Source organism: Pseudomonas sp. H3_D04 (assembly GCF_054669175.1).
Map to the genome: position 1 here is coordinate 570,716 of NZ_CP162801.1, position 26,580 is coordinate 597,295.

Genomic DNA, 26,580 nt, shown 5'->3' on the forward strand with positions numbered 1-26,580 from the left:
TCCTACAGGGTTATGCGGTGTTTGATAGATTTACTTACGGGCCACGATGACGGCACGCATCGGCGCCGGCAGTCCTTCAATCGTTTTGCTGTGATCGTCCGGATCCAGGAAGTCGCTCAACGACTGATACTTCATCCACTCCGTCCCGCGCTGTTCCTCGACCGTGGTCACGCTGACGTCAACGCAGCGAACATCCGTAAACCCGGCACGTCGCAACCACAACTCCAGCGCCGGCACCGACGGCAGGAACCACACGTTGCGCATCTGCGCATAACGGTCTTCCGGCACCAGCACCTGCTGTTGATCGCCTTCGATCACCAACGTCTCCAGCACCAACTCGCCGCCCTTGACCAGGCAATCCTTCAGCGCCAGCAAATGCTCGATCGGCGAACGGCGGTGGTAGAACACGCCCATGGAAAACACCGTGTCGAAGCCTTCCATGTTCGGTGGCAGGTCTTCGAAAGGGAACGGCAGGTGCCAGGCATTGGGTTCTGACAAGTAACGCTGCACCGCCTGGAACTGGCAGAAGAACAGCCAGTTCGGGTCGACGCCGATCACGCTGTCGGCGCCAGCACCGAGCATGCGCCACATGTAGTAACCATTGCCGCAACCCACATCGAGGATGCGTTTGCCCTTGAGGTCCAGGTGCGGCGCGACCCGCGACCATTTCCAGTCCGAACGCCATTCCGTGTCGACGTGCACACCAAACAGGTCAAACGGTCCTTTGCGCCATGGCGACAACCCCATCAACGCGGTGCGCATTTGCGCGCGGGTCTCAGGGTCGCAATCGGTGTCCAGTGTCAGACCGTTCAACAAGTCGACTTCACTCGGCTGAATCTTAGGCAACGCATCCAGCGCACTTTGCCAGCGCTCCAGGTCGCCGTGGCCCTTTTCCATTTTCTTGTCGAGTTGCGCTTGCAGGGTGTTGGCCCATTCGGCCAGCGGCGTGCCGGCCAGACGGCGGGCGAGGGGGGACAGATCAATCATGGCAAGGCAATCAACGAGGCAAAGTTAAGACACTGGAACCACGGCACGACTTTCGAGAACCCGGCCGCCAACAGGCGCTCGCGGTGTTCTTCGAGGCTGTCGGGCTTCATGACGTTTTCGATGGCGCTGCGCTTCTGGGCGATTTCCAGTTCGCTGTAGCCGTTGGCGCGTTTGAACGCGACGTGCAAATCAGTGAGCAACGCATGTTCTTCGAGGTCGTTGAAGCGCAGCTTCTCCGAGAGGATCAACGCACCGCCAGGCAGCAGCGATTGGCGGATGCGCGAAAGCAACGCGGTGCGCTGGTCCGGGGCGATGAATTGCAGAGTGAAGTTCAGTGCCACCACCGAGGCGGGCTGGAATTCGAGGGCGAGGATGTCACCTTCGATCACTTCCACGGGCAGCAACTCCTGGAACATCGAGTCTTGACCGTTGAGGTATTCACGGCAGCGCTCGACCATCGCGGCGGAGTTATCCACAGCGATCACGCGGCAACCGTCGGTGCGCACGTGGCGGCGCAATGCTTGAGTCACGGCGCCCAGGGACGAGCCGAGGTCGTAGAGCACGCTGTTTTGCTGGGCGAATTGCGCGGCGAGCACGCCGAGGTTCTCGACGATGGTCGGATAACCCGGCACCGAGCGCTTGATCATGTCCGGGAACACCCGCACCACGTCCTCGTTAAAGGCGAAGTCGGGCACCTGGGCCAAAGGCTGGGCGAAAAGGCGATCGGGTTCTTTGCTCACGGCGGTTCCAGCGGCGTAGGTGGAAAAGGCCGGCATTTTAGCCAAATTGACGGGGGGATGCTCGGGTTGTCTGACGAATTCAACGCGGTTTCGGTCCAAACGCAGACGCCGCAATCCCCCATTGCCCCAGCCAGTAACTGAGAATGATCACGTAGGGCGCCGCATTGAATGGCACCGCAAAGCGACTGATGCCAATCACGCTATCGGAAAACACAAACGCCACCGCGCCACCCGCCGCCAGCAGCGCCGATCGTTTCGGCACGTCGGTCCCGAGCCGGGCCAGCGCCCGCCAGAGCATCGCACTGATGGCCAAACCGTAGACGATAACCGGAATCAACAGTGGGCCCAGCCCGTGGGAAATCAAAATCCCCAGCAGCACCGCGCCAACCCCCAAGGCAATCACCAAGGGCAACAACGCCAACCGCCGGCAATCGCTCAAGTAAGCTTTCAGATACGCCAGGTGGGCGACCAGAAATGCCCCAAGGCCAAACACAAACAAATCCCCCGGCCACGCCAGCAACACATCGCCGAGCAGGGAAAAAATCAATCCAAGGCTGATCCAGCGCCGATACTCAGTGGGCGGTGCGTCGTGCAGCCAACCGAGCAGCGCCAAGACCGGCAACGGTTTGACCAGCAGGCACAGCAGCGCAGCGTGCACGCTCAAGCCATACAGAAAGGTCACTGCGCCCATCAGCGCCAGAATCAGCCAGCCCACGATCAGTTGACCGCAATCGCGCAATCGAAGGTTTTCACGGCCGGCACTTCCGGGGCCCATGGCTGTGAATAGGTCAGGCGCAAGCGGCCTGTACCGGTGGCAAATGCCTGGAAGCGCCAGGTCGAAATCCCGGCGCTGCCGACGATCCCGGCGTCTTCAGGGTTGCTGTACACCTCGGGGCTGAGCGCATGCAGCACGCCACCAGCCGAATCCTGGATCGACCAGCGATAACCCGTGGTCGGGTTGCTTGGCAGGGTCAGGATGAGGTTTTGTCCATTGCGCATTTGCACCGGGCATTCGCCTTGTTTTTCCACGGTCACGTTCTGTTTCGGTTGCGTGGCGCAAGCGGCCAGCAAGGTGAGGGCGAGGGGGACAAACAGGCGAGTGGGGGACATAAGTTCAGTGGCTCCGGCATTCACGACGAACGGCGAGCATAACTGAAGATGAGACAAATTGTGACGGAAGGGACTACGGGCGCGATCTTCTGGTACCTGTTCAGCGCCCGTAGAGGTGCAGTCAGGCCTATTTCGCCGTGGTGTAAGTCATGTGGCTTTGAAATTCTCCGGAAAGATCAATGCTTTTACCGGTAGTCGACGATTCCAGAGTTAGATTGAAACCAGTGACAATATGACTGGTTTGATCAGGCGAGCTGTCCAAAAGAACCAGGTTTACCGTGCCTTTGGTTGCTTTGTAATGCTCGGGGGATTGCATGCCCAGTTGATTGTTAAGCACTTCATGGAAATTCGCCGCGAGGAAGGGGCCCGCTTGCGCAAGTTCGTGAGTGCCACTTTTAATGTCTTTGCTGAAAGTAAACGACAGGTGCTTTTCGGCAGGACGGTTCCGGTTCTGATAAAAACCAATCGTCGTTTCGTTCAGGATTAAAAGTCGAATCTCCAGATCATTCGATCTGAACTCAAGCCGACCGGGCCCCATGAACCTCATGTTGCCATCCAAGGCGAACAGTTCTTCGGTAGAGGGGCTGATTTTATCTGTCATGTGCTAATTCCTTTTGATGATGAGCCATTCTCGAGTGGGAAGTTTGGCGAGCAATTCAATAGGAGGTAACTGTCATGTCTGACAGTTACTTAGCTTTATTAGGAATAAGAGTGGTTCGCCAGCACACCTGCAGTGCAGGCATGATGGCGAACACTCATTCAGAACAAAATCTTCGCCACATCCGCAAAGCGCTTGGCAAAGTGCACGGTAATCCCTTCCTTCAGATAGTCCGGCAGTTCGTCAAAGCTGCCACGGTTCGGCTCCGGCAGGATCAATTCGAAGATTTTCTGGCGCCGCGCCGCAATCACCTTCTCACGCACCCCGCCAATCGGTAGTACATGCCCGGTCAGCGTGAGTTCGCCGGTCATGGCGATGCCTTTTTTCGGCGCCTGGTTTCGGGCGAGCGAGAGCAGGGCGCTGGCCATGGTCACGCCGGCGCTCGGGCCGTCTTTCGGGGTGGCGCCTTCCGGGACGTGCAGGTGGACGAAGGCTTCGTCGAAGAATTTCGGATCACCGCCAAACGACTTCAGATTCGAGCTGACATAGCTGTAGGCGATTTCCGCCGACTCTTTCATCACGTCGCCCAGTTGCCCGGTGAGTTTGAAGCCACGGTTGAGCGTGTGGATGCGCGTGGCTTCGATCGGCAATGTTGCGCCGCCCATGCTGGTCCAGGCCAGCCCGGTGATCACGCCGGTGCCGGACAGCACTTGCTCGTTGCGGAACACCGGATGGCCGAGCGAGGCTTCCAGGTCTTTCGGCCCGATTTTGATCACCGCTTTCGGCTCGTCGATCAACTTCACCACGGCTTTGCGCACCAGTTTGCCCAGCTGTTTTTCCAAGTGGCGCACCCCGGCTTCACGGGCATAACCGTCGATCAGGGCTTTGAGCGCGCTGTCGCTGATGCTCAAGCTGCCTTTGGACACGCCGGCCTTTTCCAGCTGCTTGGGCCACAGGTGACGCTTGGCGATGGCGATTTTTTCTTCGGTGATGTAACCCGACAGGCGAATCACTTCCATCCGGTCCAGCAATGGGCCGGGAATCGAATCCAGGGTGTTGGCGGTGCAGATGAACAGCACTTTCGACAGGTCCATCCGCAGGTCGAGATAGTGGTCGAGAAATTCGACGTTCTGTTCCGGGTCCAGCGTTTCCAGCAGCGCCGAGGCCGGGTCGCCCTGGTAGCTTTGGCCCATCTTGTCGATTTCGTCGAGCATGATCACCGGGTTCATCACTTCGACGTCTTTCAACGCTTGCACGAGTTTGCCCGGTTGCGCGCCGATGTAGGTGCGGCGGTGGCCCTTGATCTCGGCTTCGTCGCGCATGCCGCCGAGGCTGAAGCGGTAGAACGGTCGGCCGAGGGATTCGGCGATGGATTTGCCGACACTGGTTTTACCCACGCCCGGCGGGCCGACCAGCAAGACGATGGAGCCGCTGATCTCGCCTTTATAAGCACCGACCGCAAGGAATTCGAGGATGCGGTCCTTGATGTCGTCGAGGCCGGCGTGGTGTTTGTCCAAGACCTTGCGCGCGTGCTTGAGGTCGAGTTTGTCCTCGCCGTACACGCCCCACGGCACTGAAGTCGCCCAGTCGAGGTAGTTGCGGGTGACGGCGTATTCCGGCGAGCCGGTTTCGAGGATCGACAGCTTGTTCATTTCCTCTTCGATGCGTTTCTGTGCCTGGCTCGACAGCACCTTGCCTTCCAGACGCTGCTCGAACTGTTCGATGTCGGCGCTGCGGTCGTCTTTGGTCAGGCCCAGCTCTTGCTGGATGACCTTGAGTTGTTCCTTGAGGAAGAATTCGCGCTGATGCTCGCCGATCTTGCGGTTAACTTCGGCGGAAATCTCTTTCTGCAGCCGTGCAACTTCGACTTCCTTGCGCAGCATCGGCAGGACTTTTTCCATGCGCTTGAGCATAGGCACGCAGTCGAGCACTTCTTGCAGCTCGCTGCCGGTGGCCGAGGTCAGGGCGGCGGCGAAGTCGGTCAGCGGCGAGGGATCGTTGGGGCTGAAGCGGTTGAGGTAGTTTTTCAGCTCTTCGCTGTACAGCGGGTTGAGCGGCAGCAGTTCCTTGATCGCGTTGATCAGCGCCATGCCGTAGGCCTTGACCTCGTCGGTCGGCTCGGTGGGCTGGTGCGGGTATTCGACTTCCACCAGATACGGCGGGCGATGGTGTTTGAGCCAGGTGCGGATGCGCACGCGGGTCAGGCCTTGGGCGACGAATTGCAGTTTGCCGTTTTCGCGACTGGCGTGGTGCACCTTGACCAGGGTGCCGTACAGCGGCAGGGCCGAGGTGTCGAAATGGCGCGGATCTTCCTGGGGCGTGTCCATGTAGAACAGGGCCAGGGAGTGGTGATCGGATTTACTCACAAGATCCAGCGTTTCAGCCCACGGTTCTTCATTGACGATGACCGGCAGCACTTGGGCCGGGAAGAACGGGCGGTTGTGGATCGGGATGATGTAGACCTTGTCCGGCAGGTTCTGGCCGGGCAGGGCGAGGCCTTTGCCGGTGGAATGGTGTTCGGCGTTCTCTGGGTCGGCGTATTCGCTCGGGTCTTCAGGGAATTCTTGCTGGTCGCTCATGGGGCACCTGCGCAATGGGGTATGGGTCTTAGATGGGGCAGGTGGGGGGTGGTTTCAATGGGGCAGGATATTTCTGGGTGTGTGTTCAGGGTTTGGACAGGTGCTTTTGACTTGGCGGCCTTTGGGCCGACCATGTTCTTGGGGGTTGGGTACATATCCGTTTCTGCGGCAACGGCCACTTATGGTTTCGCCCTTACGGCGAGTCCCTTTTGTCAAACGCCACAAAAGGAACCAAAAAGTCTCGCCCCAAGCGTCCGGCCCCTCGCTAAGGCTCGGCGTACCTTCGCTCCGGTATCCATCCGGGGACACTGCCCTCCGGTCTGCTTCGCGACGACCTACATGCAGCGTGTTCGACTGCGTCGAACGGCGCTGCGCGCCACTCCCCGGATGAACACCTCCACTCAGCCTCCCGAAAGGGGCGGGTGGATCAAGATCAAGAGCTGCAGGCGAGCTAACGCTCGGCCTGATGAGTGGTGAGAATCAAAAGCTGTACGCTGAATTCTTGTAGGAGCGAGGCTTGCCCGCGAAGGCGGCCTGACAGCCGACCAATCTCTGACAGATGTACGCAATCCAAATGTGGGAGCGAGCCTGCTCGCGAAGGCGGCCTGACAGCCGACCAATCTCTTGCAGGTACACACATTCCACTGTAGGAGTGAGCCTGCTCGCGATGGCGGAGTGTCAGACGACATTGATGTTGAATGACACACCGCCTTCGCGGGCAAGCCTCGCTCCTACAGGGGATCAGTTGTGTGGCGCAGGTTTTGTGATGGCGACGTTATCGAGCATCCGGTTCGCCGCCAGTTCGGCCAGCATCACGATCTGCTGAATCGCCATTGCCTTGTGCCGGTGCGGGCCTTCCAGATAGTCCGTGAAGTCGCTCGCCATCACGCTGGCCTGGGCCAATGACTCGCAGGTGTGGGCGAGCAGGTCTTCGTCCTTGATATCCGGAGCAATCAAAAACATCGTGCTGGGTTTGCGGGTAGCAGGGGATTTGAGGGCTGCTGGGTTGAGGTAGTGATCCAATGCGCGCTCGGCGGCATCGTGGAGTTTTTTGGAGTCGAGGGATTCGTAGGGGGAAACGTCGTCGGTTTGCGGGGGATTCGGGGTTTCTTTGAACATGGTGAAGCTCCAAGTAAGTAATGGAGCCGCCACTGATCGCCGCGACGCGATGGTAGGTGGCAGCTGTACGCAGGTTCGCGGACCGAGCTACTTGGAAACCCGGCATACCCGAGGGTATCCCGCGCACAGCCACCATAAGACCAAACGACACGCACAGAAGGCTGGTCGGTTGAGGCGGGTGATTATGCACCAAGTAAGCTGATTCAGGCCGCGACGCCCGGTCGCTGATGTGCAGCGACTCCGAAAGCCTATCCCCCTGGCTTCCGACAAGACAACCGCCAGAACTTGTCGGAATCCTCCTCCATAAAAGTCACGGCTGTAGGACGCTGGCAAATAAATTCAGGCCCGACACGACCCAATGTGGGAGCGAGCCTGCTCGCGAAGGCTGTTTAACATTCGACATTGAAGTCGTCTGACTCACCGCTTTCGCGAGCAGGCTCGCTCCCACAGGAAACAGTTCACACCGGGGGATCAGCAGTGTGGCGCAGGTTTGGGTACGGCGACGTTATCGAGCATCCGGTTCGCCGCCAGTTCCGCCAGCATCACGATCTGCTGAATCGCCATCGCCTTGTGCCGGTGCGGGCCTTCCAGATAGTCCGCGAAGTCGCTCGCCATCACGCTGGCCTGGGCCAATGACTCGCAGGTGTGGGCCAGCAGGTCTTCGTCCTTGATATCCGGGGCAATCAAAAACATCGTGCTGGGTTTGCGGGTAGCAGGGGATTTGAGGGCTGCTGGGTTGAGGTAGTGATCCAATGCGCGCTCGGCGGCATCGTGGAGTTTTTTGGAGTCGAGGGATTCGTAGGGGGAAACGTCGTCGGTTTGCGGGGGATTCGGGGTTTCTTTGAACATGGTGAAGCTCCATTCGGGGACTGGAAGTTCGCCACGACTGCGACCAAGCAGTTGGGTGGCGAACCATACGCAGGTTGGTCGACCAGGGAATGGAACCCGGCAGGGCCGGAGCCCTCCCACGCACAGCTCGCCATGAAGCAAGCACGAAAAGTGCGCCATTCTAAACCCGGGCGACCAAACCCGGCCGCTGAATTTGCAGCGACCCCGAAAGCCTATCGAACGGGCTTCTGACACAACAACCGCCAGAACTTGTCGGAATCCTCCTCCATAAAAGTCACGGCTGTAGGACGCTGGCAAAAAAATTCAGGCCCGACACGACCCAATGTGGGAGCGAGCCTGCTCGCGATAGCTGTTTAACATTCAACATCCTGGGTGGCTGACAGTCCGCTATCGCGAGCAGGCTCACTCCTACATTTTGATGTGCAGCGATGCAAAAAAAGGCGACCCCCTCGCAGGAGTCGCCTTTCCTTCAACCGCCGCTAAACCTTATTCGGACAGTTTGTACGCAATCACATAGTCACCTTGCTTGGTGCCCAGCGACCCATGACCGCCCGCAACGACGAGCACGTATTGCTTGCCGTCCTTGCCGGTGTAGGTCATTGGCGTGGTTTGAGCGCCGGCAGGCAGGCGGCCTTCCCACAGTTGCTTGCCGTTTTTCACGTCGTAGGCGCGCAGGTACTGGTCGAGGGTGCCGCTCAGGAAGCCGACGCCGCCAGCGGTGGTGAAGGTGCCGCCCAGGCTAGGCACGCCCATGCTCAGCGGGATCGGAACCGGTGAGCTGTCGCGCACGGTGCCGTTTTTGTGTTTCCAGATGGTTTTTTGGGTGGTCAGGTCGACCGCGGCCACATAACCCCAGGCCGGTGCCTGGCACGGCAGGCCCATTGGCGAGAGCAGGGCTTCGAGGACGACGCCGTAAGGCGCGCCTTTGTTCGGCTGCACGCCTTCGGTTTCGCTTTTACGCGGGCCTTGGGCGGCGATTTCGGCGGCCGGGATCATTTTCGATTTGAACGCCATGTAGCTCGGGTTCACGAAAGCGATCTGACGCACCGGGTCAACCGCGATGCCGCCCCAGTCGAACACGCCGAAGTTGCCGGGATAAACGATCGAACCCTGCAGCGATGGCGGCGTGAACGGGCCGTCGTAGCGCATGGATTTGAAGTCGATCCGGCAGATCAGTTGGTCGAACGGGGTCACGCCCCACATGTCGCGCTCTTGCAGCGGTGGCGGCATCAGGTTGAGGTCGGATTTGGGTTGGGTCGGCGAGGTGTGATCACCAGCGACAGCGCCTTGGGGCACCGGCACTTCGTTGATCGGCACAATCGGCTTGCCGGTGCTGCGGTCCAGCACGTAAATGCTGCCTTGCTTGGTCGAAGCGAGTACCGCTGGCTTCACGCCGTCAGCGGTTTTCAGGTCCATCAGGGTAGGCTGGCCACCGACGTCCATGTCCCACAGGTCATGGTGGGTGAACTGCATGTGCCAGCGCACCTGGCCGGTTGCGATGTCGAGGGCGGTCAGGCCGGCGGCGTGCAGTTCCGACTCAGGGGTGCGATCGCCACCGAACTGGTCCGGGGTCTGGTTGCCCATCGGCAGGTAAAGCATGCCGAGCTTTTCGTCGACGGCGAACATGGACCACATGTTCGGCGAGTTGCGCGTGTAGACCTGGCCTTCGGCAATCGGCGTGGTGTCGTCCGGGTTGCCGCTGTCCCAGTTCCACACCAGTTTGCCGGTGTGCACGTCGAACGCGCGGATGACGCCGCTGGGCTCGTCGGTGGAAACGTTGTCGGTGACGTGGCCGCCGATCACCACCAGGTCTTTAGTGACCGCTGGAGGCGAGGTGGAGTAGTAACCGCCGGCATTGAAGCCGCCGATGTTGGCAGTCAAGTCGACCTGGCCTTTGTCGCCGAAGTCTTCGCACATTTTGCCGGTGTCGGCGTCGAGGGCGATCAGGCGGGTGTCGGCGGTCGGCAGGAAGATCCGGCGTGGGCAGACGGTGCTGACCGGCGCAGGGCTGGCGGTGCCGGTCGGGCTTTGCTCGGACGCGTAGACGGCGTCATCGTGATAGGTCACGCCACGGCATGTCATGTGCGCCCAACCCTTGAAGTTCGCCGCGTTTTGCGTGGAGAGCTTCGGATCGAAACGCCAGATTTCCTTGCCGGTGTCCGGGTCCAGCGCGATCACCTGGCTGTGCGGCGTGCACACGTAGAGCATGCCGTTGACTTTCAGCGGGGTGTTTTCGGCGGTGGTTTCACCCGGATCGTTCGGCCCCGGCAGGTCGCCGGTGCGATAGGTCCAGGCGGGAACGAGCTTGTTCACGTTCTGCGGGGTGATCTGCGCCAGTGGAGAGTAACGATCACCATGAGCGCTACGACCGTAGGAATTCCAGTCACCGTCGGGCATGGCCGGGGCGGTGTTGGTCATGCCGGGCACGCTGTCGCGGTCCAGTTCGCCTTTGATTTCACCCGGGTTGGTGAACTGGCTGGCCAGTGCGGCAACGCCCGCGAGTACCACTGCCACGCTCAGTGCGCCAGTGCCCATCGGCGCAGGGCCGGTGATCAGCAACGGACGGCGGAACCACGGCAGCAACATGACGAGGCCCAGCGCAAACAGCATCGCCAGACGCGGCACCAGTTGCCACCAATCGAAGCCGACTTCCCACAAGGCCCACACGGTACTGGCAAACAGCACCAGTGCGTAGAGGCCCAGTGCAGCGCGGCGGGCCAGGATCAGCAGCACGCCGGTCAGCGTCAGGCCGATACCGGCCAGCAGGTAATACAACGAGCCGCCGAGCAGGCTCAGCTTGATCCCGCCGGCCAGCATGGCCAGGCCCATTAGCAGAAGCAGAATGCCGAGCAGGGTCGGCAGTAGACGGCTTCGACTCAAAGCACCATCAGTGCTCATAGTGTGGTTCTCCGTGACGTTTCAAGTAGTCCCGCGCAAGTTCACTGTAGATGACGATCCTGTGCGGGCATGGTTCAGATAAAAAAGGTTCGGTTGGTGCGTTCCCTGCAGGAGCGAGCCTGCTCGCGAAAGCGATGGGACAGTCGGCATTGATGTTCAGGCTGACGGCCCTTCGCGAGCAGGCTCGCTCCCACAGGTTTTGTGTGTGTCTTAAAAGGACGAGGTGATTTTTATCCCGCCAATCAGCGCGTCATCGACCTTGTCCACGCCACCGGGGTGGCGGATGTATTGCAGGTTCGGGCGCACGGTCAGCCAGTTCGTGACGTGCACGCCGTAATAGAGTTCGGCGCTGTATTCGGTGTCCTGGGGCGGCAGGAACGAGGGATCGTCGTAGTCATAGACGACGCGGGCCTGGTTGGTCGCTTCGGCGTTCTTGCGATAGGCCGGGTTGACGTGAACCCGGGCGAGGGCAAAGCCGATGTCGTCCTTGGCGCGCGCATCGAACAGGCCTTTGTAGACGACGCCGGCCTGGACATAGTTGTCGATGGCGTTGGTCTTCTTGTCGTGCATTGTGCCGTTGGCGAACACGCTCAGGCCGCGCGAATTGTCGCTGGCTCGGCTGGTGATCTGCTGCTGCACACCCAGCCACACGCCGTGCTTGCTCGATGCGCTGCGGTAAGCCTCGCCGCTCAGGGCTGCCGGCTGACCATTGCTGTCCTTGTAGGCATCCGTGGCCTTGGCGTTGCTGTAGTAATAACCGGCGCGGTATTCGCCCGGCAGGCCGTTGAGTGTCGGTGACCACACCAGTTCGACCGGCAGAATCGCGCCCTGGGTGCCGCTGCCGCTGAGCTTGAAGCCGTTGCCGCGATCAAGGTTCGACGGGTTTTGCTCATACGCACCGATTTGCGCGTAGAGCTCCGGCGTCAGGTGATATTTCACCCGCATTGCCCACTGGCTGACGGGCCAGTTGTACCAGATGCCGCCGACCCAGTTACCGACCTGCGAGCCGCAAAACGCCAGGTTCTGGAAGTCGCATGGGAAGCTGTTGAAGTCTTCGCCTTCGCCGAAACGGCCGACTTTGATGTCGAGTTTCTGGTCGAAAAATTTCTGCTGGTACCACATCTGCGTCAGGCGCCAGGTTTGCCCACGGCCCCAGACTTCCTGCGCCGAAGTGAAACCGCCGACACGCGGATCGTTGATCCGGTCGTTGCTGATGTTGTTGCCATTGCGCTCGGTGACGGTCAGCTGAAATTCAGCGTCGTCCCAGCCGAGGATTTTCTGCAAGTCCAGGTGCGTGCCGAAACCGAACTGGTCGCTGTAGCGTGCGGTGCGATCGTGGTCGTAGCCGCCGTGCAGATTGCTGCCCATTTCGCCGGTGTAATCGACTTTGAAGTCGTAGCCTTTTTCCGAAAGTTCGGTGCGCGTGCCATTCCAGTCACCGAGCATCCAGGGCGATTCGCTATCGAAGGCGGGCGCGGCCTGGGTGCAGGTAGCCAGGCCAAAAGCAGTGAAACCACCGATCAGGTTCAGGGCTTTTCGACTGGCAATAGCGATGCAGACAGCGCTGTCTCGCGGAGTTGGGAAATCAGGCATAGAGAAGGAATTCTTGATCTTTTCTGGGGGGTGAACTGAAAGCGGCACTATGTCGCGCCTGGATGAAGCGTTTCAGCTTGACGGGCGCAAGGATAATGTTCTGTTACAAATAGAGAAAGCGCTTTTCGTGACATGAATTATTTCGTATTCGGTAACAGTGCCGGACAGCGATCGGTTCAAGTTCACCTACATTTACCAGAGAGCGCACAGAGCGCTTCCACCCGGCGACACCCTCGGCTAAGGTGCGCGGCTTCCAATCCCCTTCATCGCTCAAAGGCCCGGCATGACCGAACAGAACAACAACCCGCTGCACGGCGTGACGCTGGAGCAAATCCTCAACGCCCTGGTGGAACATTACGAATGGTCGGGGCTGGCCGAGCGCATTGATATCCGCTGTTTCAAGAGTGACCCGAGCATCAAGTCGAGCCTGACCTTCCTGCGTAAAACCCCATGGGCGCGGGAGAAGGTCGAACGCTTGTATGTGAAGTTGATGCGCACCAAGCGCCCGCTCTGAACATGGGCTTTCTATCGACGCCAGGTTCTGCCGCGAGGCGTCGTTTTGTGGCAGTGGCCGCTGTGCTGGGCTGGGCCGGACTGGCCATTCAGCTGTACCTGATTCTGTACTCGCGCTGGACACTGGAAGCGAGCTTGATCGGTGGGCTGCTGAGCTTTTTCAGCTATTTCACCGTGCTGACCAATACGTTGGTGGCGGTGGTGCTGACATGTGAGTGGACCTCTCGCGAGTCGGCGGCGCGACGCTGGTTTTTGCAGCCGTGGGTCAGTAGCGCCATTGCCGTGAGCATCGTGGTCGTCGGTCTGGCGTACAGCCTGTTGTTGCGCCATTTGTGGCATCCCGAAGGCTGGCAGTTTCTGGCCGATGAGTTGATGCACGACGTCATGCCGCTGCTGTTCCTGGCGTATTGGTGGTGGTGCGTGCCCAAGGGCACGTTGCGCCTGCGGCATCTCGGGTTGTGGGTGATCTATCCGCTGGTGTATTTCGCCTATTCATTGCTGAGGGGGCATGAGTTGGCGGTTTATCCCTATCCGTTCATTGACGTCGGCACCTTGGGTTATCCACAGGTGTTTTTGAATGCGGGTGGATTGTTGGCGGGGTTTGTGGTGATTGCTCTAATAATGATCGCATTGGACCGGTGGCGCGGTCGGTGAATACTGAAGGTGATGTGAAGGACTTTTGTGGCGAGGGAGCTTGCTCCCGCCGCGCTGCGCAGCAGTGCTTAAACCTGCAACCGGGTTTTAACTGAGTCACCACGCAGGCTGATTTTACGACTGCTTCGCAGCCGAACGGGAGCAAGCTCCCTCGCCACACTATCGAGTTGCAGTTATTCCTCGTCGCTGCCCTCCGCCCGCCAGTACCCCACGGCCTTGACGAATTGTTCATTCAAACCGTGCTCATCAAGCAGCACACGAAGAATCTGCCGTGACACCTTGGTCTCGGTCGCCACCCACGCATACAGGTTGCCGCTCGGCACTTGCAGCTGCTTCACGGTGGTCAGCAAGTTGTCTTTGCCACCCTCGCGCAAGACCCAGATCACATTGACCTGCGCGGCGCTTTCCAGGCGTTGCTGCTCGGCGCCGTTCTCCACTTCCACAATTACCAGTGCACGACGATTGGCCGCCAGACCTTCGAGCCGGCGGGCGATGGCGGGCAGGGCGGTTTCGTCACCGATCAGCAAATAGCTGTCGAACATGTCCGGCACGATCATCGAGCCACGCGGCCCGCCGATGTGCAGGAACTGGCCGGGCGTGGCCTGCTCGGCCCAGGTCGAGGCGGGGCCGTCGCCATGCAGGACAAAATCGATGTCCAGTTCCAGGGTGTCGAGGTCGTAGCGACGCGGCGTGTAGTCGCGCATCGCCGGCATCGGCCCGTTGTCTTTGCCGGCGCCGAGCACCAGGGTTTCCAGTGCGGCGTGTTCGGCCGCGTTTTGCGGGAACAGCAGTTTGACGTGGTCGTCCGTGCCCAGGCTGACGAAGCCGGCCAGCTCCGGTCCGCCCAGGGTGATCCGACGCATCCGCGGGGTCAGGTCAACCACCCGCAGCACTTGCAGACGACGGCGTTTGATCTCGTGCATGACACGGTGAATGGTGTGCACAACTTCAGTCATTCGGCTTTCTCCTGGACGGGTTGAACGGCAGGGCCATCGACGATGGCTTTGGCGGTGTTGTTGAGCAGGTCGCGAACCCGCAGGATTTCTTCCGGGCTCCAGCGGCCGTGATGCATTTGCAGGGCGTGACGCAAGTTGTGCACCGCCTCGTGGATCTCGGCGGGGCGATCATGGCCGCGCAACGAGCGCTTGCTGACCTCGATGCGCATTCGCACGCCGTCCAGTGCAATAGCCTGTTCGGTCAAGGACAGACGTCCGGCGTCGGTGATGGTGTAGCGTTTTTTGCCGCCCTCGGCATCGCCCAGGATCATTTCGCTTTCTTCGAGAAAGGTCAGGGTCGGGTAGATCACACCGGGGCTGGGGCAGTAGGCGCCGTCGAACATGCTTTCGATCTGGCGGATCAGGTCATAGCCGTGGCAGGGCTGCTCCGCGATCAACGCCAACAGCAGCAGTTTCAGGTCGCCGGGGGCGAACACCCGGGGGCCGCGGCCACCGCGTTCACGGCCGGGGCCTGGGCGTTTCTCGAAGCCGTCGCGGCTGTCGCTGTGGTCGCGATGGGAATGATGGTCTCTCATTTCTGCGTCTTCTCTCGTCGTGTTTAGATACAACTTAAGATATATCTTTAGACAGACGCAAGCGTTCTTGACCAACGGTCGTTCCCGGCCACCGCTTGAGGTCCAGACGCGATCAGCGATGAGGAATGCGGTATCGGTTGCTCTTTTAGAGCAATTGAACTAATCAAGAAAGTTCATCGATTGATAATTATTCCACTGTCGCAAGATAAGTAGTCTTCGTCTGACGGAATTTAACTAGTTCGTATCTGTGTGCTTTTCCAGTTAGAACTGTGTGTAGTCTTTCTCTGAGGGTAAAACAATCGAGTTGGCGTTTTTTCAATGTTTTTCCTATTATTCGAACGCCATTGTTACTACATGTTCTTGGGAAGTTGCGTACTTACTTTCTCAAGGGATTGGACGATCATTCTTCGGCGTCGAAAGTTAATTGAAATCGCCATCACCGTATGGAGAGATGTCGGCTTTCCAGACTTTCCTCGGCCCAATCCTTTGAAAAAATACAGGTACTCAATAATGTTCAAGACGTTTGCAATCGCCGTTCCCATGACCCTCCTGGCCCTGAGCACTTCGATGGCGTTCGCGGCGGAAGAATCGCGCACCTCCATCAACATTACCGCTGATATTCCGAGCAAGGTCTTCCACGCTCAGCCTGTAGACAAAGACTTCGGTAAAGACGAGAAAATGCAGTATGTCGTCGGCTCCGGCACCCTGACGGAAGTCCGTGGCACCTATGATATTCAACACACCAACGGCTCGGTCGGCGCTTATGTCGTGGGCGGTCCTACTCCGCTGTTCAACGGTAATCCAGCCTTGAACATTCCTCTGACCTATACCTTCAATGGCACGGAGTTGACCGCTGATTCTCAGGAAGTGGTCGGCGACACCGAGTCCAACGGCGGCATGCGCGCCGACCTGGTGATTACCGCAGAGAAGCCGGGCAACAGTCAGGTGGGGATCTACACCGCCAACCCGGTCGTCATCTTTGATGCCATTCCGCGCATCTGAAGCAAACGCGTGCTGTAAGTAAGTTCTGTCTTACTTGGCAACGTTCACCGATCGCCAGGGAGGTTGTGCCTGTCGATCGGGTTTCAACGAATTTATCTTCAGAGTATTTCGTTCATGTTCCCGATGACTCCCATCGCGACGGCGCTTGCCCTATGTTTTTGTGCGACTGCCCTGGCTGCGCCAGCGGACAACGGCCACACACCCCGAAGTCTGCTTGCGCAAGCCAAGGGATTACCGAGCGAGTTCGAAGAGCACTTCTTTGATGTGCCGCTGGCGGTGCGCGTGGAACTTGATCAGCAGTTTCTCGGTGAGGCGATGGTTGTGCTGACCCGCGACGATCGCATCACCCTCGTTGACTTCACCGATGTCAGCGATAGCACGATCAAAGCCAGCGAGCGCGACATCTGGGCCAACTACCTCAAACATGGCGTGGTGCTGGGCGCCTGCCAAGCCAATTGCCCCGAACAACTGCTGGCCGTGCACTACAGCCTGGAAAACTCGCTGGTGTCGATCCTTACGGAAAACGCCGAGCACGATGATCAGGTGCAGCGCTATTACAACCAGCCCGAAGACGGCAGCACCGGGTTGATCGTGCGCAACCAGCTGAACCTCAATGGCGGCCAGAACCAGGACCTCGGTGGTCGATACGGTCTGGAAGCGAGCAGCAGCCTGGGCAACTGGACCCAGGCGGTGAACATGCAGTTGTCCCGCCTGGGCGGTGTGGACAATCAGCTCTATCACGCCGTGCATGAGCTCTTTACCCAGCGTGAACTGGAAGGCAACTTCCTGCGCCTGGGCTTGTTCACGCCCACCTCGGAAGGCCTGACGCGCCAGCCGCGCTCCTTCGGCGCCAGCCCTGACACCGCGCTCGGCGTCATGTACGGCAGCTCCGACAGCCTGGCCATCAATAACCCGAAACCGGCGGTCTACCCGATCTACGTCACGGCCAATCGCCAGGGCTCGGTGGAAATCTATCGCGACGGTTTGCTGATCAATACTCAGGCGATACCGGCTGGTTTGCAGACCCTCGATACGCGGCCATTGCCCGGCGGCATCTATGAAGTGGAAGTGCGGCTGATCGAAGACGGCCAGATCACCTCCAGCACGCAGGAGCTGGTCTACAAACCCAACAACTGGCGCAATCATGACGAGCGCTGGCGCTACAACCTGTTTGCCGGGCGTGAATCGAAAATGCTCAGCAACTGGGATGAGCAGGCCGATGGCGACATGACTGCCGGCGCCGCCTTCAACTTCCTGCTGCACCCGCGGGTGATCCTCGGCCTGTCGGGTCGGCAAGTGAAAGACACCCTGCAATATGGCACGTCGGTCGACTGGGCCATCGTCAACAACGCCAGCGTCTTCGCCAACGTCTACAAGACTCAGGACTACGGCACCGGTTTCGACGTGCAGGGGCTTTATTCCTACGGCAGCGGCAGCCTCGTCGCCAGCCATAACCGCAGCTGGCTCGACACCACCCGGCTCTACGACACCTTGCCCGACGGCACGCGCGTGCGGCAGCGCAATGTATTTATCGGCCAGACCAGCAACTCGTCCTTGTCACTCAATCATCGCCTCACCAGCAAAAGTTCGGTCAATGCCCGGGTGTCCCACAGCGAAGGCAACACCGAAGGGGTCGGCGTGGATCTGGGCTGGACTCAACGCACGCAACTGTTCGGCAGCGACGCCAATTGGCGCCTGTCGCTGTTCGACAGGCCGGGCAGCTTCAGTTCGGGCAATGATCGAAATCGCGGCCTTGACCTGAGCGTGAGCGTGGCGCTGGGTGGCCCGGGAGAGCAGCTCTCCGGCAGCATCGGCACCCGCACCGATCGCGATGGCGGGCGTGATAACAATGCCTCGATCACTTACCGCAAAGACTTGCAGGACCACCTGCTGCAAAGCGTTTCCGCCACGGCCATCACCGACACCTATGGCCTCGGTTTGAATGCGCTGGCGACGATGCAATCGGACCGGGTCAACGGCGACGGATTTATCCAGCGCTCGTCCTACAACAACGACCTCACCGGCGGCCTCAACCTCGACAGCACCGTGGCGGTCGGCGGGCAAAAGATGATCGTGACCAGCCAATACCACCGCAATGGCGCGGGCATGATCATCGATGTCGAGTCGGACATCGACGACATCACTTTACGCGCCGACGATCTGAGCGGCGGCAGCGCAGTCCTCAAGCCCGGACGCAATTTTGTGCCGATCACGGCTTACAAAAGCAGCTCCGTCAGTTTCGATTTCGAAGGCAATCACGTGCCTGCCGCGACCATCCAGCCGGCCCGTTCCAGTTATCACCTGAACAAGGGCGGCGTGGACTATCGCCAGATTCGCGTGATGCGAACCCTCACTGTCCTCGGTCGCCTGATCGACCCCCAGGGCAACCCGCTCAAGGGCCATCACATCATCAACCACGCCAGTCGCGGGGTCAGTGAAGTGGACGGCTTCTTCTCCATGGAAATGAACGCCGGTTCACCGACCCTGGAAGTGCGCCACGGCAACCAGTTGCTGTGCCAGTTCCGCCTCGACCCGAGCCGTGGCCACACGGAAAACAACGTGCTGATGATTGGTGATTTGCGTTGCACGCCGGACACGCTGGCGGACCTGACGCTTGAGACGCCGACGGCAGGCTGATGCCCGGCACCCCGCATTTTTTTATGAGGTAAATGACGATGAAACGTCGGTTGGCACTGATTGGTTTTTGTTTGTTCACCCAGACGGCACACGCCGGGCCGAACATCAATATCGGCACGGTCTACGACTACCTGGACGGCGACAAAAGTACCTTTTTGAAACGCGTCTATAACGGCGGCGACAGCACCGCTTTCGTCAAGGTCAACATCCTTGAAATTCTCTACGACGCCGATGGCAAGTCGCGGGAGGTGCCGCTCAAATCCAATGCCGAGGGCAATTCCCGGGATGGCTTGATGGCCAGCCCGGCGCGACTGATCGTGCCCGCCAGTGGCATGCAGGGCACGCGGTTGCTGTACATGGGCGAGCGCGATAAAGAGCGCTATTTCCGTGTGCGTTTCATACCGGTGGTGCCCGAGAAGGAAGACGAATTCGCCGTCTCCGGCGAGGAGCGTGAGCAGTACAGGAAAGCCCTGTCCGCCGGGGTCACGGTGCTGGCCGGGTATGGCGCGGTGTTTTTCGTTCGCCCCAAGGACCCGCGTTACGTCAGCGTGATCGAAAACGAGGCGGCCAGGTACCGGATCCGCAATACCGGCAACACCGTGGTGGTGATCGATGAGTTCAAGGATTGCTCGGTCAAGAACGACCAGGACTGCCAGCCGACCACCAAGCATCATGTTCTGGCCGGCCGCCATTTCGAGTTCGAGAAACAGGCTGGCCGCGAGTACCGCTTCACGCTGGTTGAAGGCGAGAGCCGCAAGAAACTCGATGTGAAGGGCTGATGACTATGTTCAGACAACTGACGGTCCTGATGGTGTCGGCGATGGCCTGCCATGGTGCGTTCGCGGCCCGCGAAGTGCAGCACTTTGAAGTATTCGTGACGATCCCGAGCCAGGCGTTCTACGTCATTCCCGCAGACCCCGGCTGGATTCACCGTGAACAGTCATTGCCATGGAATCTGACGACCTCGACCCTGGGCGGCTTGCGCAAGTATTTCGATGTGAAGAGCGAAGCCGGCTCCATCGAAGCCCGCCTTGAGGGCCGGCCTTACTTGTCTAACGGAACGCAGGCCCATGACATTGGATTGCGCGTGCTGTTCAACGAAAAGTTGTTGAGCGAGGGGGAAAGCCGCGAGGTGGTTTCGCTGGTCGACGCCGCGCAGGGCAAGCGGGTTTTACTGGAAGTGCTGCCTGTGCCACCCGCCGATGGGGTTTACAAACCCGGCAACTATTTTGGAAGCGTCAACATGGTCTTCAACGCGGTGTTGCCCAAATGATGAATTTATTGAATAAGCGATCAGCCCGGACGTTGAAGGGGGCTGCATCGGCCAGCCTGCTGTGTGCGGTGTTTGCCCTGCCCATACAGGCCGCAGTGATGGACATCGAAGCGGTATTCGAGCCGGATTCCTCGAATCCGAATAATAACGTGTTCGTCAACATGACCCCGTCCGAAGGTTTTTGCCGGCAGATTCCACAGGCCTGTGCGCCCTATAAGCTGTTCAGCCTTATTGCGCCTATTTCCTTCACGGCGAATGCGCCAATCCTGGCCAACCATGCGGACCCGCGGCAAGGAGGAATGGCCCGCGTTCCCTCGGACTGGAGAGAGGTGGTGGTCACCCACGAGTCGGGTGATACCGAGGTGCTTTCCATTCGTATCGGCGGGATCGGGCACGAAGCCGCAATTCCTCGCCCTGTCACTGAACTGACCGGAGGAGGTTGGTGGGATGACTTGTGGGTAGGTGGCGGTTGGGCCTATGCGCCTATACCCTGTTCAAGTGTGGGTTGGCACTCGGCAGGGCCCTCGGGCTACAACAGTTTCTGGCGAGTCGCCAGAGGAGTGGGCGTGTGCAGCAAGACGGCGAGGTTCGATATTCCGCTTTCCTTTCGCTACCTGTACTTCGTGTTCGCTTATGAGCTGCGCACGCCTAACCCCCTGACCATGAAGACGGGCAAATACACCGGCACCATGCCGTACACCGTCGGTCCGCGTCAGGACTTCGACATGGGCGATGTCATGATCCCCAGTGACAACCAACTGACCCTCAACTTCTCTCTGGATGTTCGGCACACTCTCAAGGTCGAGATTCCACCCGGTGGCAATCGCGTTGAACTGGTGCCGCAGGGCGGCTGGCAAGCCTGGCTGACCCAAGGGCGCAAGCCCACACGGCTGTTTCGTGATCAGACGTTCAATGTGTCTTCATCGAGTCGCTTCAAGATGAGCCTGGACTGCCAGTACAGCACCGATGGCAACCGCTGCTCGGTGCGCGACCCGGCTTCAGGCCATGTCGTGCCGCTCGACGTCAGCGTGACCCTGCCCAATGGCTTGGTGGATGCCACCGATCAACCGGTCAGCCGTCGGCTGTTACGGCGCGACGGCAGTGGTACCGAGCTGTTCCAGCCGCGCTTTTATGTCGATCGCAAACCGGGCACGTTGCACTTCGAGATTGCGCAGGATGAGGTCGAGGAAATGATCAAGCCCGGTGTCGCCAGAACGTACTCGGGCACTGTCACGGTGGTTTGGGATTCGGAAGTGGGTTAAGCGTGACCCCTGATACATCACCCGATGCATCAGGGGTTGCCGATTACGGCTGTGCGTCTTTTTGCAGCGCTGCGCGGGTGAGTTTTCTGCTCAGCTCTTTTTCTTCGTAACCCATGTCGTGCAGCAATTGGCCGTAGACCTCATCGGTCATGTCCTGGTCCGTCAACACCACACTGTCATCGATATTCAGGCGCCGGGCGAGGTCTTGCAGACGCTGTTTGAGGGCGCGTCGTTGTGCAATTTGCTGGCCCTTGGAACTGGCCCAGGTGTGTTGGACTTCGCGTAACTCATCGAGCACGTCGCTCTTGGTTTCGTAAAACCGGGTATTGCGCCGGAATTCGTTCGGATAAGTGTCCTGCAGGTATTTCTGCCAGAACGGCTGTTCGATCATGTCGTTGACCAACCCATCGCCGGCCTCCATCGACATCACCGTCTCGAAGGCGGTGTCGAGGGTTTTGGCGTTCACACCGGCGATGGTGCGAAACAGCATCGTCTCCGATTGCCACGGTAGACCGAGGCGTTGAGCCAGGCCGGTTTCGTAGGCAAGGTACACCTCGACCTCATCCGGATTGCCCGGGCGGCTGCCGAAATCGGCACGGGCAATGTCATCCACGCGCGCGAGCCGAGCGGCACCTCTGGCCAGGTTCACCAGTTTGCTTTCAAGTACGGCGTTGGACGTCGACAAGGCATAGGCTTCGGAGGCGAGCACCTTGATGCCCATGTGGTTGAACACCTGGGCCCCGGCATCGGCACAGGTGGTAGGCGCCCTGGCCATTTCGAACAGATCCTTGCGCAGCTCGGTGTCCAGGTCGATGGCTTCAATCATGCGCCATACCCGGCTGCTGAGTTGTTGGCGCAATTCACCACCGGCCTTGTAATCGGCCGAACGGGTCTGCTTCTGGATCAATGCAAAGAAATCCTTGGCGCCGGGCTCGGTCATCAATTCGTGCCAGGCTTCCTCGCGGAAGGTCCCCAGCCCTGAGACCTCGGCACTCCACCAGACCGAATCGTCTTGCATCGGCCACAGTTCTATCGCGTCACGCGCCGCGTCGATGTAGACCTGCTCGGGCGCGAGGCCGACTGACCGTCGATACGCCTTGAAGGTGATCAGGTTGGCGTCCGAGAGCTGCTCTTCGTACAAGCGGGTCCGGGCCAGGAGGAAGGCATCTTCCGAGCCGGGCACGACTTTCGGAATGACCCTGATCGGGTTCTCCTGCATATCCAGAAAGAAGCCGCGCGGTCGACGTTTGTTGGAGGGCCCGAACAGGCCGTCGGGCCAGGTGGTGGCGCCCGTGTTGCTCAAGCTCAGGATTCTCAGCCTGGGCATGCGTCCGACGTCCGGGAGCAGGCCCAGCTTCGCGTTGTCATCGAGCCTGAGGGTTTCCAGGCGGGTCAGATTTCGCAGTTGCTCGACAGCGGAGGGGGTCAACGTGATGTCGTTGTTCATCAGTCGCAACGTGCGCAGGTGGTGCATCTTGCCGATGGTGTCGGGAAGTCGCGTCAGGCCGCAGCTACGGGCGCTCAGTTGTCGCAGATGAGGGAAGGCGCCCAAGAGGCCGGAGGTGGTTTCGGAAAAGGTCGTGCGGTCCAGATTCAAGGTGCTGATCTGATCGAGGTAGTGTTTGATATCCGGCAGTTCCTTCCACCAGCGTTCGAGGTCGAGCACCTGGAATTCTGTGGACAGGTCCAGCGCATACCCGCCGTCGGCCGTGATGCTGCGTTCACCAAAAACCGTGGGCTTGCGTTTGAAACAGTCGATAAAGCGTTCGGCAATGTGCAACCCGCCACTGCTGACGAACCCGCGCTGATCCGGACCCCAGCTATCCGGCTGCTGGTAGCGCCAGCGATTCAACAGCACTCGCAGGTCGTCCAGTTCGCGGTCCAGTCGGGTCAGTGTCTGGTGCCCTTGCTCCTGCGAACCGAGGGATCGAACGAAGGTATTGACCTCGCGGTCGTTGAAGTGAGGGTAAATGTCCTGCACCCGTTGGGTGAGCGTGGGGGCGACGGTGGAGAAGCCGGGACCGCGCAACAGGATCATGTCTTCATGGTCAGCCAGCGGACGGATCGGCGGGGCGGCGAGCGCCGTGCGGCGCTGCGCCGGTGTCTCGGTCTTGGCCATCACCCATTGCTTGAAGAACCCCCCCTGGCCTGGCCGATAACCCAACTGCGCCAGTTTGTTTTTCGGCAGGGCGTTGAGAACGGCTTCGTAAAAGTCAGTGGCGTCGTGCAGTTTTCGGTTGTCACCGTCCCAGACTTCGAACCGGTTGCCATCGTCCTTGACCAGCACCCGGACCATCGACGCGTCTTCGGCCCCTACACGGCTACGCAAGGGACCGGCATCGTTGCCTTCACGAACCTCGATGCGCAATTGCGCGAACGTGTCGGTATGAATCCTCAAGGCGTTCAGCACCAGGCTTTCGGTTTGCGCCACCCACTGCGCGCCGTCCTGGAAGCCTTCATAGGCGTGGTTGGTCCGGGCTTCGAAGGCCGCCTCACGGGCGCGGCTCTTGAGGCTCAAGGGCAGTCGTTGCGTTTGGGTCATGCGCTTGAGGTCGGCAGCGTCAGTGGTGTTCAGCAGCGTCGCGGCGGCACGGGACGGCAACTCGGGAAAGGTGTGGCGCATGAGTCGCAGCGGCGGATCGTCGAACGCCTGGGCCCCTTGGTAAAGCTGATTGATGATATCTGGGGTCAGCCGATCGGCTTCGTCCGCCAGGCGATCGCGCAAGGCTTGCACCCGTTCACGTTGGGCGGTGGACCGACCGAGCACGGCGTGCAGTTCTTCTTCGTTGAGAAACTCGACAAGGTCTGGCGCAAATTGCTCGCTCATGAGGTTGGACAAACTGGTGGAGAGGGTCTGTTCGGCCGTCGCGTCGGCATTGCCGTACTGGCGGAACCGGCCGCTCATGTCGGCGTTTTCGTAGACCTTCAGGGCTTTGTCCGCGGGCCAGCCGTCCAGGTAAGTCGCCAGCGGTTCAAACCAGTAGGAGGAGGGATCCAGAGGCTGGCCTGAACGAATTCGCTCGATGGCCTGGCGGGTCTGGCGCTGGATGTTCAAGCGGGTGAGGCTGTCATCGAGTAACGGTGGCGGGGCCGTGTTGTCGACGTACATCCGGCGCAGCGCACCGTCGTCGGTACCGCTGGCGATGCGAACGGCTTCGAGTTCCGCGTCGCTGAAGCCCTCCACGGTGTGGCCGAGACGGCGCATCAACGTCGGACGATCCCAGGCTCGCGGGTTCTCGGCTTCATGGGTCCACGCGCCGAGGCCGTTGTGTTTCAACTCGGGCAGGTAAGCATTGTCGCGATGCGGGTGTTTGACCCGGTAGTTGCCGGTTTGCGGATCCTTTTGCACGGCGTAGTGCTTGTCATCCAGCGGCAGAACAGCCTCGCCCTCGTGAGCGTGCAGCCCCAGCGCGTCAGGTCTGGAGTCCGGCGATAACTGCACATCCGGCCATTCATAAGGTTTGAGGTCGGGGTGCCACAACCGGGATTCGCCATTGGGCAGGGTGACCGGTTTCATGCCTTCGATCAGCGGCGACAGTTTCAGGCGTGCCAGCGCACCGATCTGCGCACCGGCGGCGAACGCTTCCAGCTGAAGAACATCGGTGACCAGGCCGACAATGTGTTCGGTGGCTTCAGTCCACAGTCCCTGGGTCATGTCGACGAGGCCTTCGATGGCGTCGCTGGCCATCTGATAAGCCATGTAGCCCATCATCAGCTGGCCCAGTCCGGGCACGAACGGCGTGACGACCATCAGGGCGATGTTGAAGATGTCCGAGACGATTTTCTTGAAGTTCTCCCACCAGGCCCATCGTGCATGGGTATCGGCATCGGCGGTGGACACGGCGATGTGACGGGCGTCATTGAGGACCTTGTTGAGCTTTTGCTCGAACAGGTACTGCCAGAGTTCGCCGCTGATCGGTGCGGTGTTGAACTGCAGACGAGGGGCAGTGATAGCCTCTTCGCGCCAGCTCGGCCTCGGGTCAAGCGGCTCTTTGCGATGCCATTTCACTTGGAACAGGCGTTGTTGCAGCCCGCCGAAAAAATGCCCCCGATCGGATTGATCGACGAACCGGCTGAAGAATTGCTGGTAGGTCATGCCGGTGGAGGAGATGACAGCGTTGTCGCGCAGCTGACGCGTCAGTTCTTTCATCAGCGCGAGGGTCGAGGGGTACTCTTTCAGCGGGTGCTCGGGGTCTTGTGGGACATACGCGAAGATCGGCACTACCTTATGGACCCGGTTCAGATCCGGCGTAATCAAGACGATGCCGGTCAGCAGGCTGTCGAGCATGGACAGTTTGGCGAACTGCATGATTCGGCCTTTGCGGGTGAGGTTGCGCTGGCCATCGAGCATCATCAGGATCAGGTCACCGGCATCGGCGTCGATGTCGCCCTTCAGGACGGCCAGCCTGGCGGCGGCTTTAAACGCGGCTTTCTCGTTCTCGATGATCTTGTGTTTCAAAACCACTTGGGCGAGGCCATCCCTGGGCCGCAATTGTTCTTCGAGGTATTTCGTGTAGCGCGCGCCAATGTCCAGCGTGCGACACAGGGTCTGGAACTGGGCGATGGACATTTTGCGTTTGATCGCCAGGGTGTCGAAATGCCCGCGGGCATCGGGCTGGCTGATGAAGTTCGAGTCCGCCTCGCAGGTTTCGCGGCTCGCGAAGTTATGCAAGGCCGCGTCCAGCAGCGAAACGGTGCGGGTCACCACGCCGTTGAGGTTGCTGGCATACCAGGGAAGCTGTTTGGGTAGATAAAGGTGCAGGTAAGTGGTCTTTACATCGACGTCGACACCGAATTGTTCCAGCAACGCCCTGGTCAGCAACGGCTCGGCGAATTCGTAAATACCTTGGACCTTGTCCATGACCCGGTCGACAGTGTTTTGAGCGGACCAGAGGTCGAGGTTGGCGTGTTGTAGCGGGGAGTGATCGAAACCCTTGGTGCTCTGTACCCAATACCCTGAAGCCGTTTGCGTGAGGCTCAGTTCCCGGATCCGTCGCAGTGATGCGTCCTTGAACGTGGGGTGGATACGGCTTTTGATGAAATCGTAGTGGCGACCTTTATTGTCATCCGCCCCCCGTGTCGGTCGCGCTGATATACGTCCGTGTAAGTCAGTCATGCTTTTAATAAACCTTGAGCGTTAAGTGGAATGACCAGCCTAACGCCCGAGGCTCAAAGTAAAAGCCTGAATTACCGCTGCTTAATCAGTGTCAGCCGCCCATAAACATTGGAATTACC

The 26,580-nt window shown here is 59.6% G+C and carries 20 protein-coding genes; 7 read left to right on the forward strand and 13 right to left on the reverse strand.

The window, feature by feature from the left end:
- Window positions 1-30: 30 nt before the first annotated feature.
- From cmoB to AB4N91_RS02855, 10 genes are all read right to left on the reverse strand, one after another.
- A complete protein-coding gene (gene cmoB, locus AB4N91_RS02810) occupies window positions 31-987 on the reverse strand; it encodes a tRNA 5-methoxyuridine(34)/uridine 5-oxyacetic acid(34) synthase CmoB (protein ID WP_010457799.1) in 957 nt (318 codons plus the stop codon).
- The gene (gene cmoA, locus AB4N91_RS02815) at window positions 984-1,763 is read right to left on the reverse strand and encodes a carboxy-S-adenosyl-L-methionine synthase CmoA (protein ID WP_460112099.1); all 780 of its coding nucleotides are present in this window, start codon (window positions 1,761-1,763) and stop codon (window positions 984-986) included. The genes cmoB and cmoA overlap by 4 nt, the downstream gene beginning before the upstream one ends.
- 43 nt (window positions 1,764-1,806) lie before the next feature.
- Window positions 1,807-2,442 carry a lysoplasmalogenase gene (locus tag AB4N91_RS02820; RefSeq protein ID WP_042933023.1) on the reverse strand — a complete coding sequence of 212 codons (636 nt, stop codon included), beginning with the start codon at window positions 2,440-2,442 and terminating at the stop codon, window positions 1,807-1,809.
- Window positions 2,443-2,444: 2 nt separating this feature from the next.
- The gene (locus tag AB4N91_RS02825) at window positions 2,445-2,837 is read right to left on the reverse strand and encodes a protease inhibitor I42 family protein (RefSeq protein ID WP_077749325.1); all 393 of its coding nucleotides are present in this window, start codon (window positions 2,835-2,837) and stop codon (window positions 2,445-2,447) included.
- Between the two features lie 127 nt (window positions 2,838-2,964).
- Window positions 2,965-3,438 (reverse strand): hypothetical protein, encoded by a 474-nt coding sequence (locus tag AB4N91_RS02830; RefSeq protein WP_077749324.1) that lies wholly within the window; start codon window positions 3,436-3,438, stop codon window positions 2,965-2,967.
- A 158-nt stretch (window positions 3,439-3,596) separates the two neighbouring features.
- Entirely contained in the window at window positions 3,597-6,014 is a 2,418-nt protein-coding gene (lon, locus tag AB4N91_RS02835) for an endopeptidase La (RefSeq protein WP_010457788.1), read from the reverse strand.
- Between the two features lie 741 nt (window positions 6,015-6,755).
- Complete coding sequence (locus tag AB4N91_RS02840; RefSeq protein WP_460112100.1) at window positions 6,756-7,133, reverse strand: DUF6124 family protein; 378 nt, start codon at window positions 7,131-7,133, stop codon at window positions 6,756-6,758.
- Between the two features lie 471 nt (window positions 7,134-7,604).
- Window positions 7,605-7,982 (reverse strand): DUF6124 family protein, encoded by a 378-nt coding sequence (locus tag AB4N91_RS02845; protein WP_460112101.1) that lies wholly within the window; start codon window positions 7,980-7,982, stop codon window positions 7,605-7,607.
- Window positions 7,983-8,468: 486 nt separating this feature from the next.
- Window positions 8,469-10,880: a glucose/quinate/shikimate family membrane-bound PQQ-dependent dehydrogenase gene (locus AB4N91_RS02850; protein WP_460112102.1), complete on the reverse strand. Its 2,412-nt coding sequence runs from the start codon at window positions 10,878-10,880 to the stop codon at window positions 8,469-8,471.
- A 210-nt stretch (window positions 10,881-11,090) separates the two neighbouring features.
- Complete coding sequence (locus AB4N91_RS02855) at window positions 11,091-12,473, reverse strand: carbohydrate porin (protein ID WP_077749806.1); 1,383 nt, start codon at window positions 12,471-12,473, stop codon at window positions 11,091-11,093.
- A gap of 283 nt (window positions 12,474-12,756) precedes the next feature.
- Between AB4N91_RS02855 and AB4N91_RS02860 the strand changes: the two genes are divergently transcribed.
- Together AB4N91_RS02860 and AB4N91_RS02865 are read left to right on the forward strand one after the other, a co-directional pair.
- Window positions 12,757-12,987 carry a VF530 family protein gene (locus tag AB4N91_RS02860; protein ID WP_007903672.1) on the forward strand — a complete coding sequence of 77 codons (231 nt, stop codon included), beginning with the start codon at window positions 12,757-12,759 and terminating at the stop codon, window positions 12,985-12,987.
- A 2-nt stretch (window positions 12,988-12,989) separates the two neighbouring features.
- Window positions 12,990-13,640, forward strand: coding sequence for a Pr6Pr family membrane protein (locus AB4N91_RS02865; RefSeq protein WP_077749807.1), 651 nt, complete (start codon window positions 12,990-12,992; stop codon window positions 13,638-13,640).
- Window positions 13,641-13,813: 173 nt separating this feature from the next.
- On the opposite strand, the gene AB4N91_RS02870 is transcribed toward AB4N91_RS02865, so the two are convergent.
- Together AB4N91_RS02870 and AB4N91_RS02875 are read right to left on the reverse strand one after the other, a co-directional pair.
- Window positions 13,814-14,596, reverse strand: a complete 783-nt coding sequence (locus AB4N91_RS02870) for a siderophore-interacting protein (RefSeq protein WP_460112103.1) — start codon at window positions 14,594-14,596, stop codon at window positions 13,814-13,816.
- Complete coding sequence (locus AB4N91_RS02875; RefSeq protein ID WP_010457769.1) at window positions 14,593-15,171, reverse strand: PadR family transcriptional regulator; 579 nt, start codon at window positions 15,169-15,171, stop codon at window positions 14,593-14,595. Before AB4N91_RS02875 ends, AB4N91_RS02870 begins: the two co-directional genes overlap by 4 nt.
- Window positions 15,172-15,681: 510 nt before the next feature.
- On the opposite strand from AB4N91_RS02875, the gene AB4N91_RS02880 reads away from it, so the two are divergent.
- The 5 genes from AB4N91_RS02880 (at window position 15,682) to AB4N91_RS02900 (ending at window position 21,345) form a co-directional block, all read left to right on the forward strand.
- Complete coding sequence (locus tag AB4N91_RS02880; RefSeq protein WP_145308475.1) at window positions 15,682-16,173, forward strand: CS1 type fimbrial major subunit; 492 nt, start codon at window positions 15,682-15,684, stop codon at window positions 16,171-16,173.
- A gap of 114 nt (window positions 16,174-16,287) precedes the next feature.
- Window positions 16,288-18,810, forward strand: a complete 2,523-nt coding sequence (locus AB4N91_RS02885; RefSeq protein WP_077749809.1) for a TcfC E-set like domain-containing protein — start codon at window positions 16,288-16,290, stop codon at window positions 18,808-18,810.
- A 38-nt stretch (window positions 18,811-18,848) separates the two neighbouring features.
- Window positions 18,849-19,589, forward strand: coding sequence for a molecular chaperone (locus tag AB4N91_RS02890; protein WP_311096556.1), 741 nt, complete (start codon window positions 18,849-18,851; stop codon window positions 19,587-19,589).
- A 5-nt stretch (window positions 19,590-19,594) separates the two neighbouring features.
- On the forward strand, window positions 19,595-20,083 hold the full coding sequence (locus AB4N91_RS02895) for a CS1 type fimbrial major subunit (RefSeq protein WP_042933024.1): 489 nt from the start codon (window positions 19,595-19,597) through the stop codon (window positions 20,081-20,083).
- Window positions 20,080-21,345 carry a hypothetical protein gene (locus tag AB4N91_RS02900; protein WP_010457759.1) on the forward strand — a complete coding sequence of 422 codons (1,266 nt, stop codon included), beginning with the start codon at window positions 20,080-20,082 and terminating at the stop codon, window positions 21,343-21,345. Before AB4N91_RS02895 ends, AB4N91_RS02900 begins: the two co-directional genes overlap by 4 nt.
- A 43-nt stretch (window positions 21,346-21,388) precedes the next feature.
- Here the strand turns inward: AB4N91_RS02900 and AB4N91_RS02905 are convergent, their stop codons facing one another.
- Window positions 21,389-26,461, reverse strand: a complete 5,073-nt coding sequence (locus AB4N91_RS02905) for an NEL-type E3 ubiquitin ligase domain-containing protein (RefSeq protein ID WP_460112104.1) — start codon at window positions 26,459-26,461, stop codon at window positions 21,389-21,391.
- Between the last annotated feature and the right edge of the window lie 119 nt (window positions 26,462-26,580).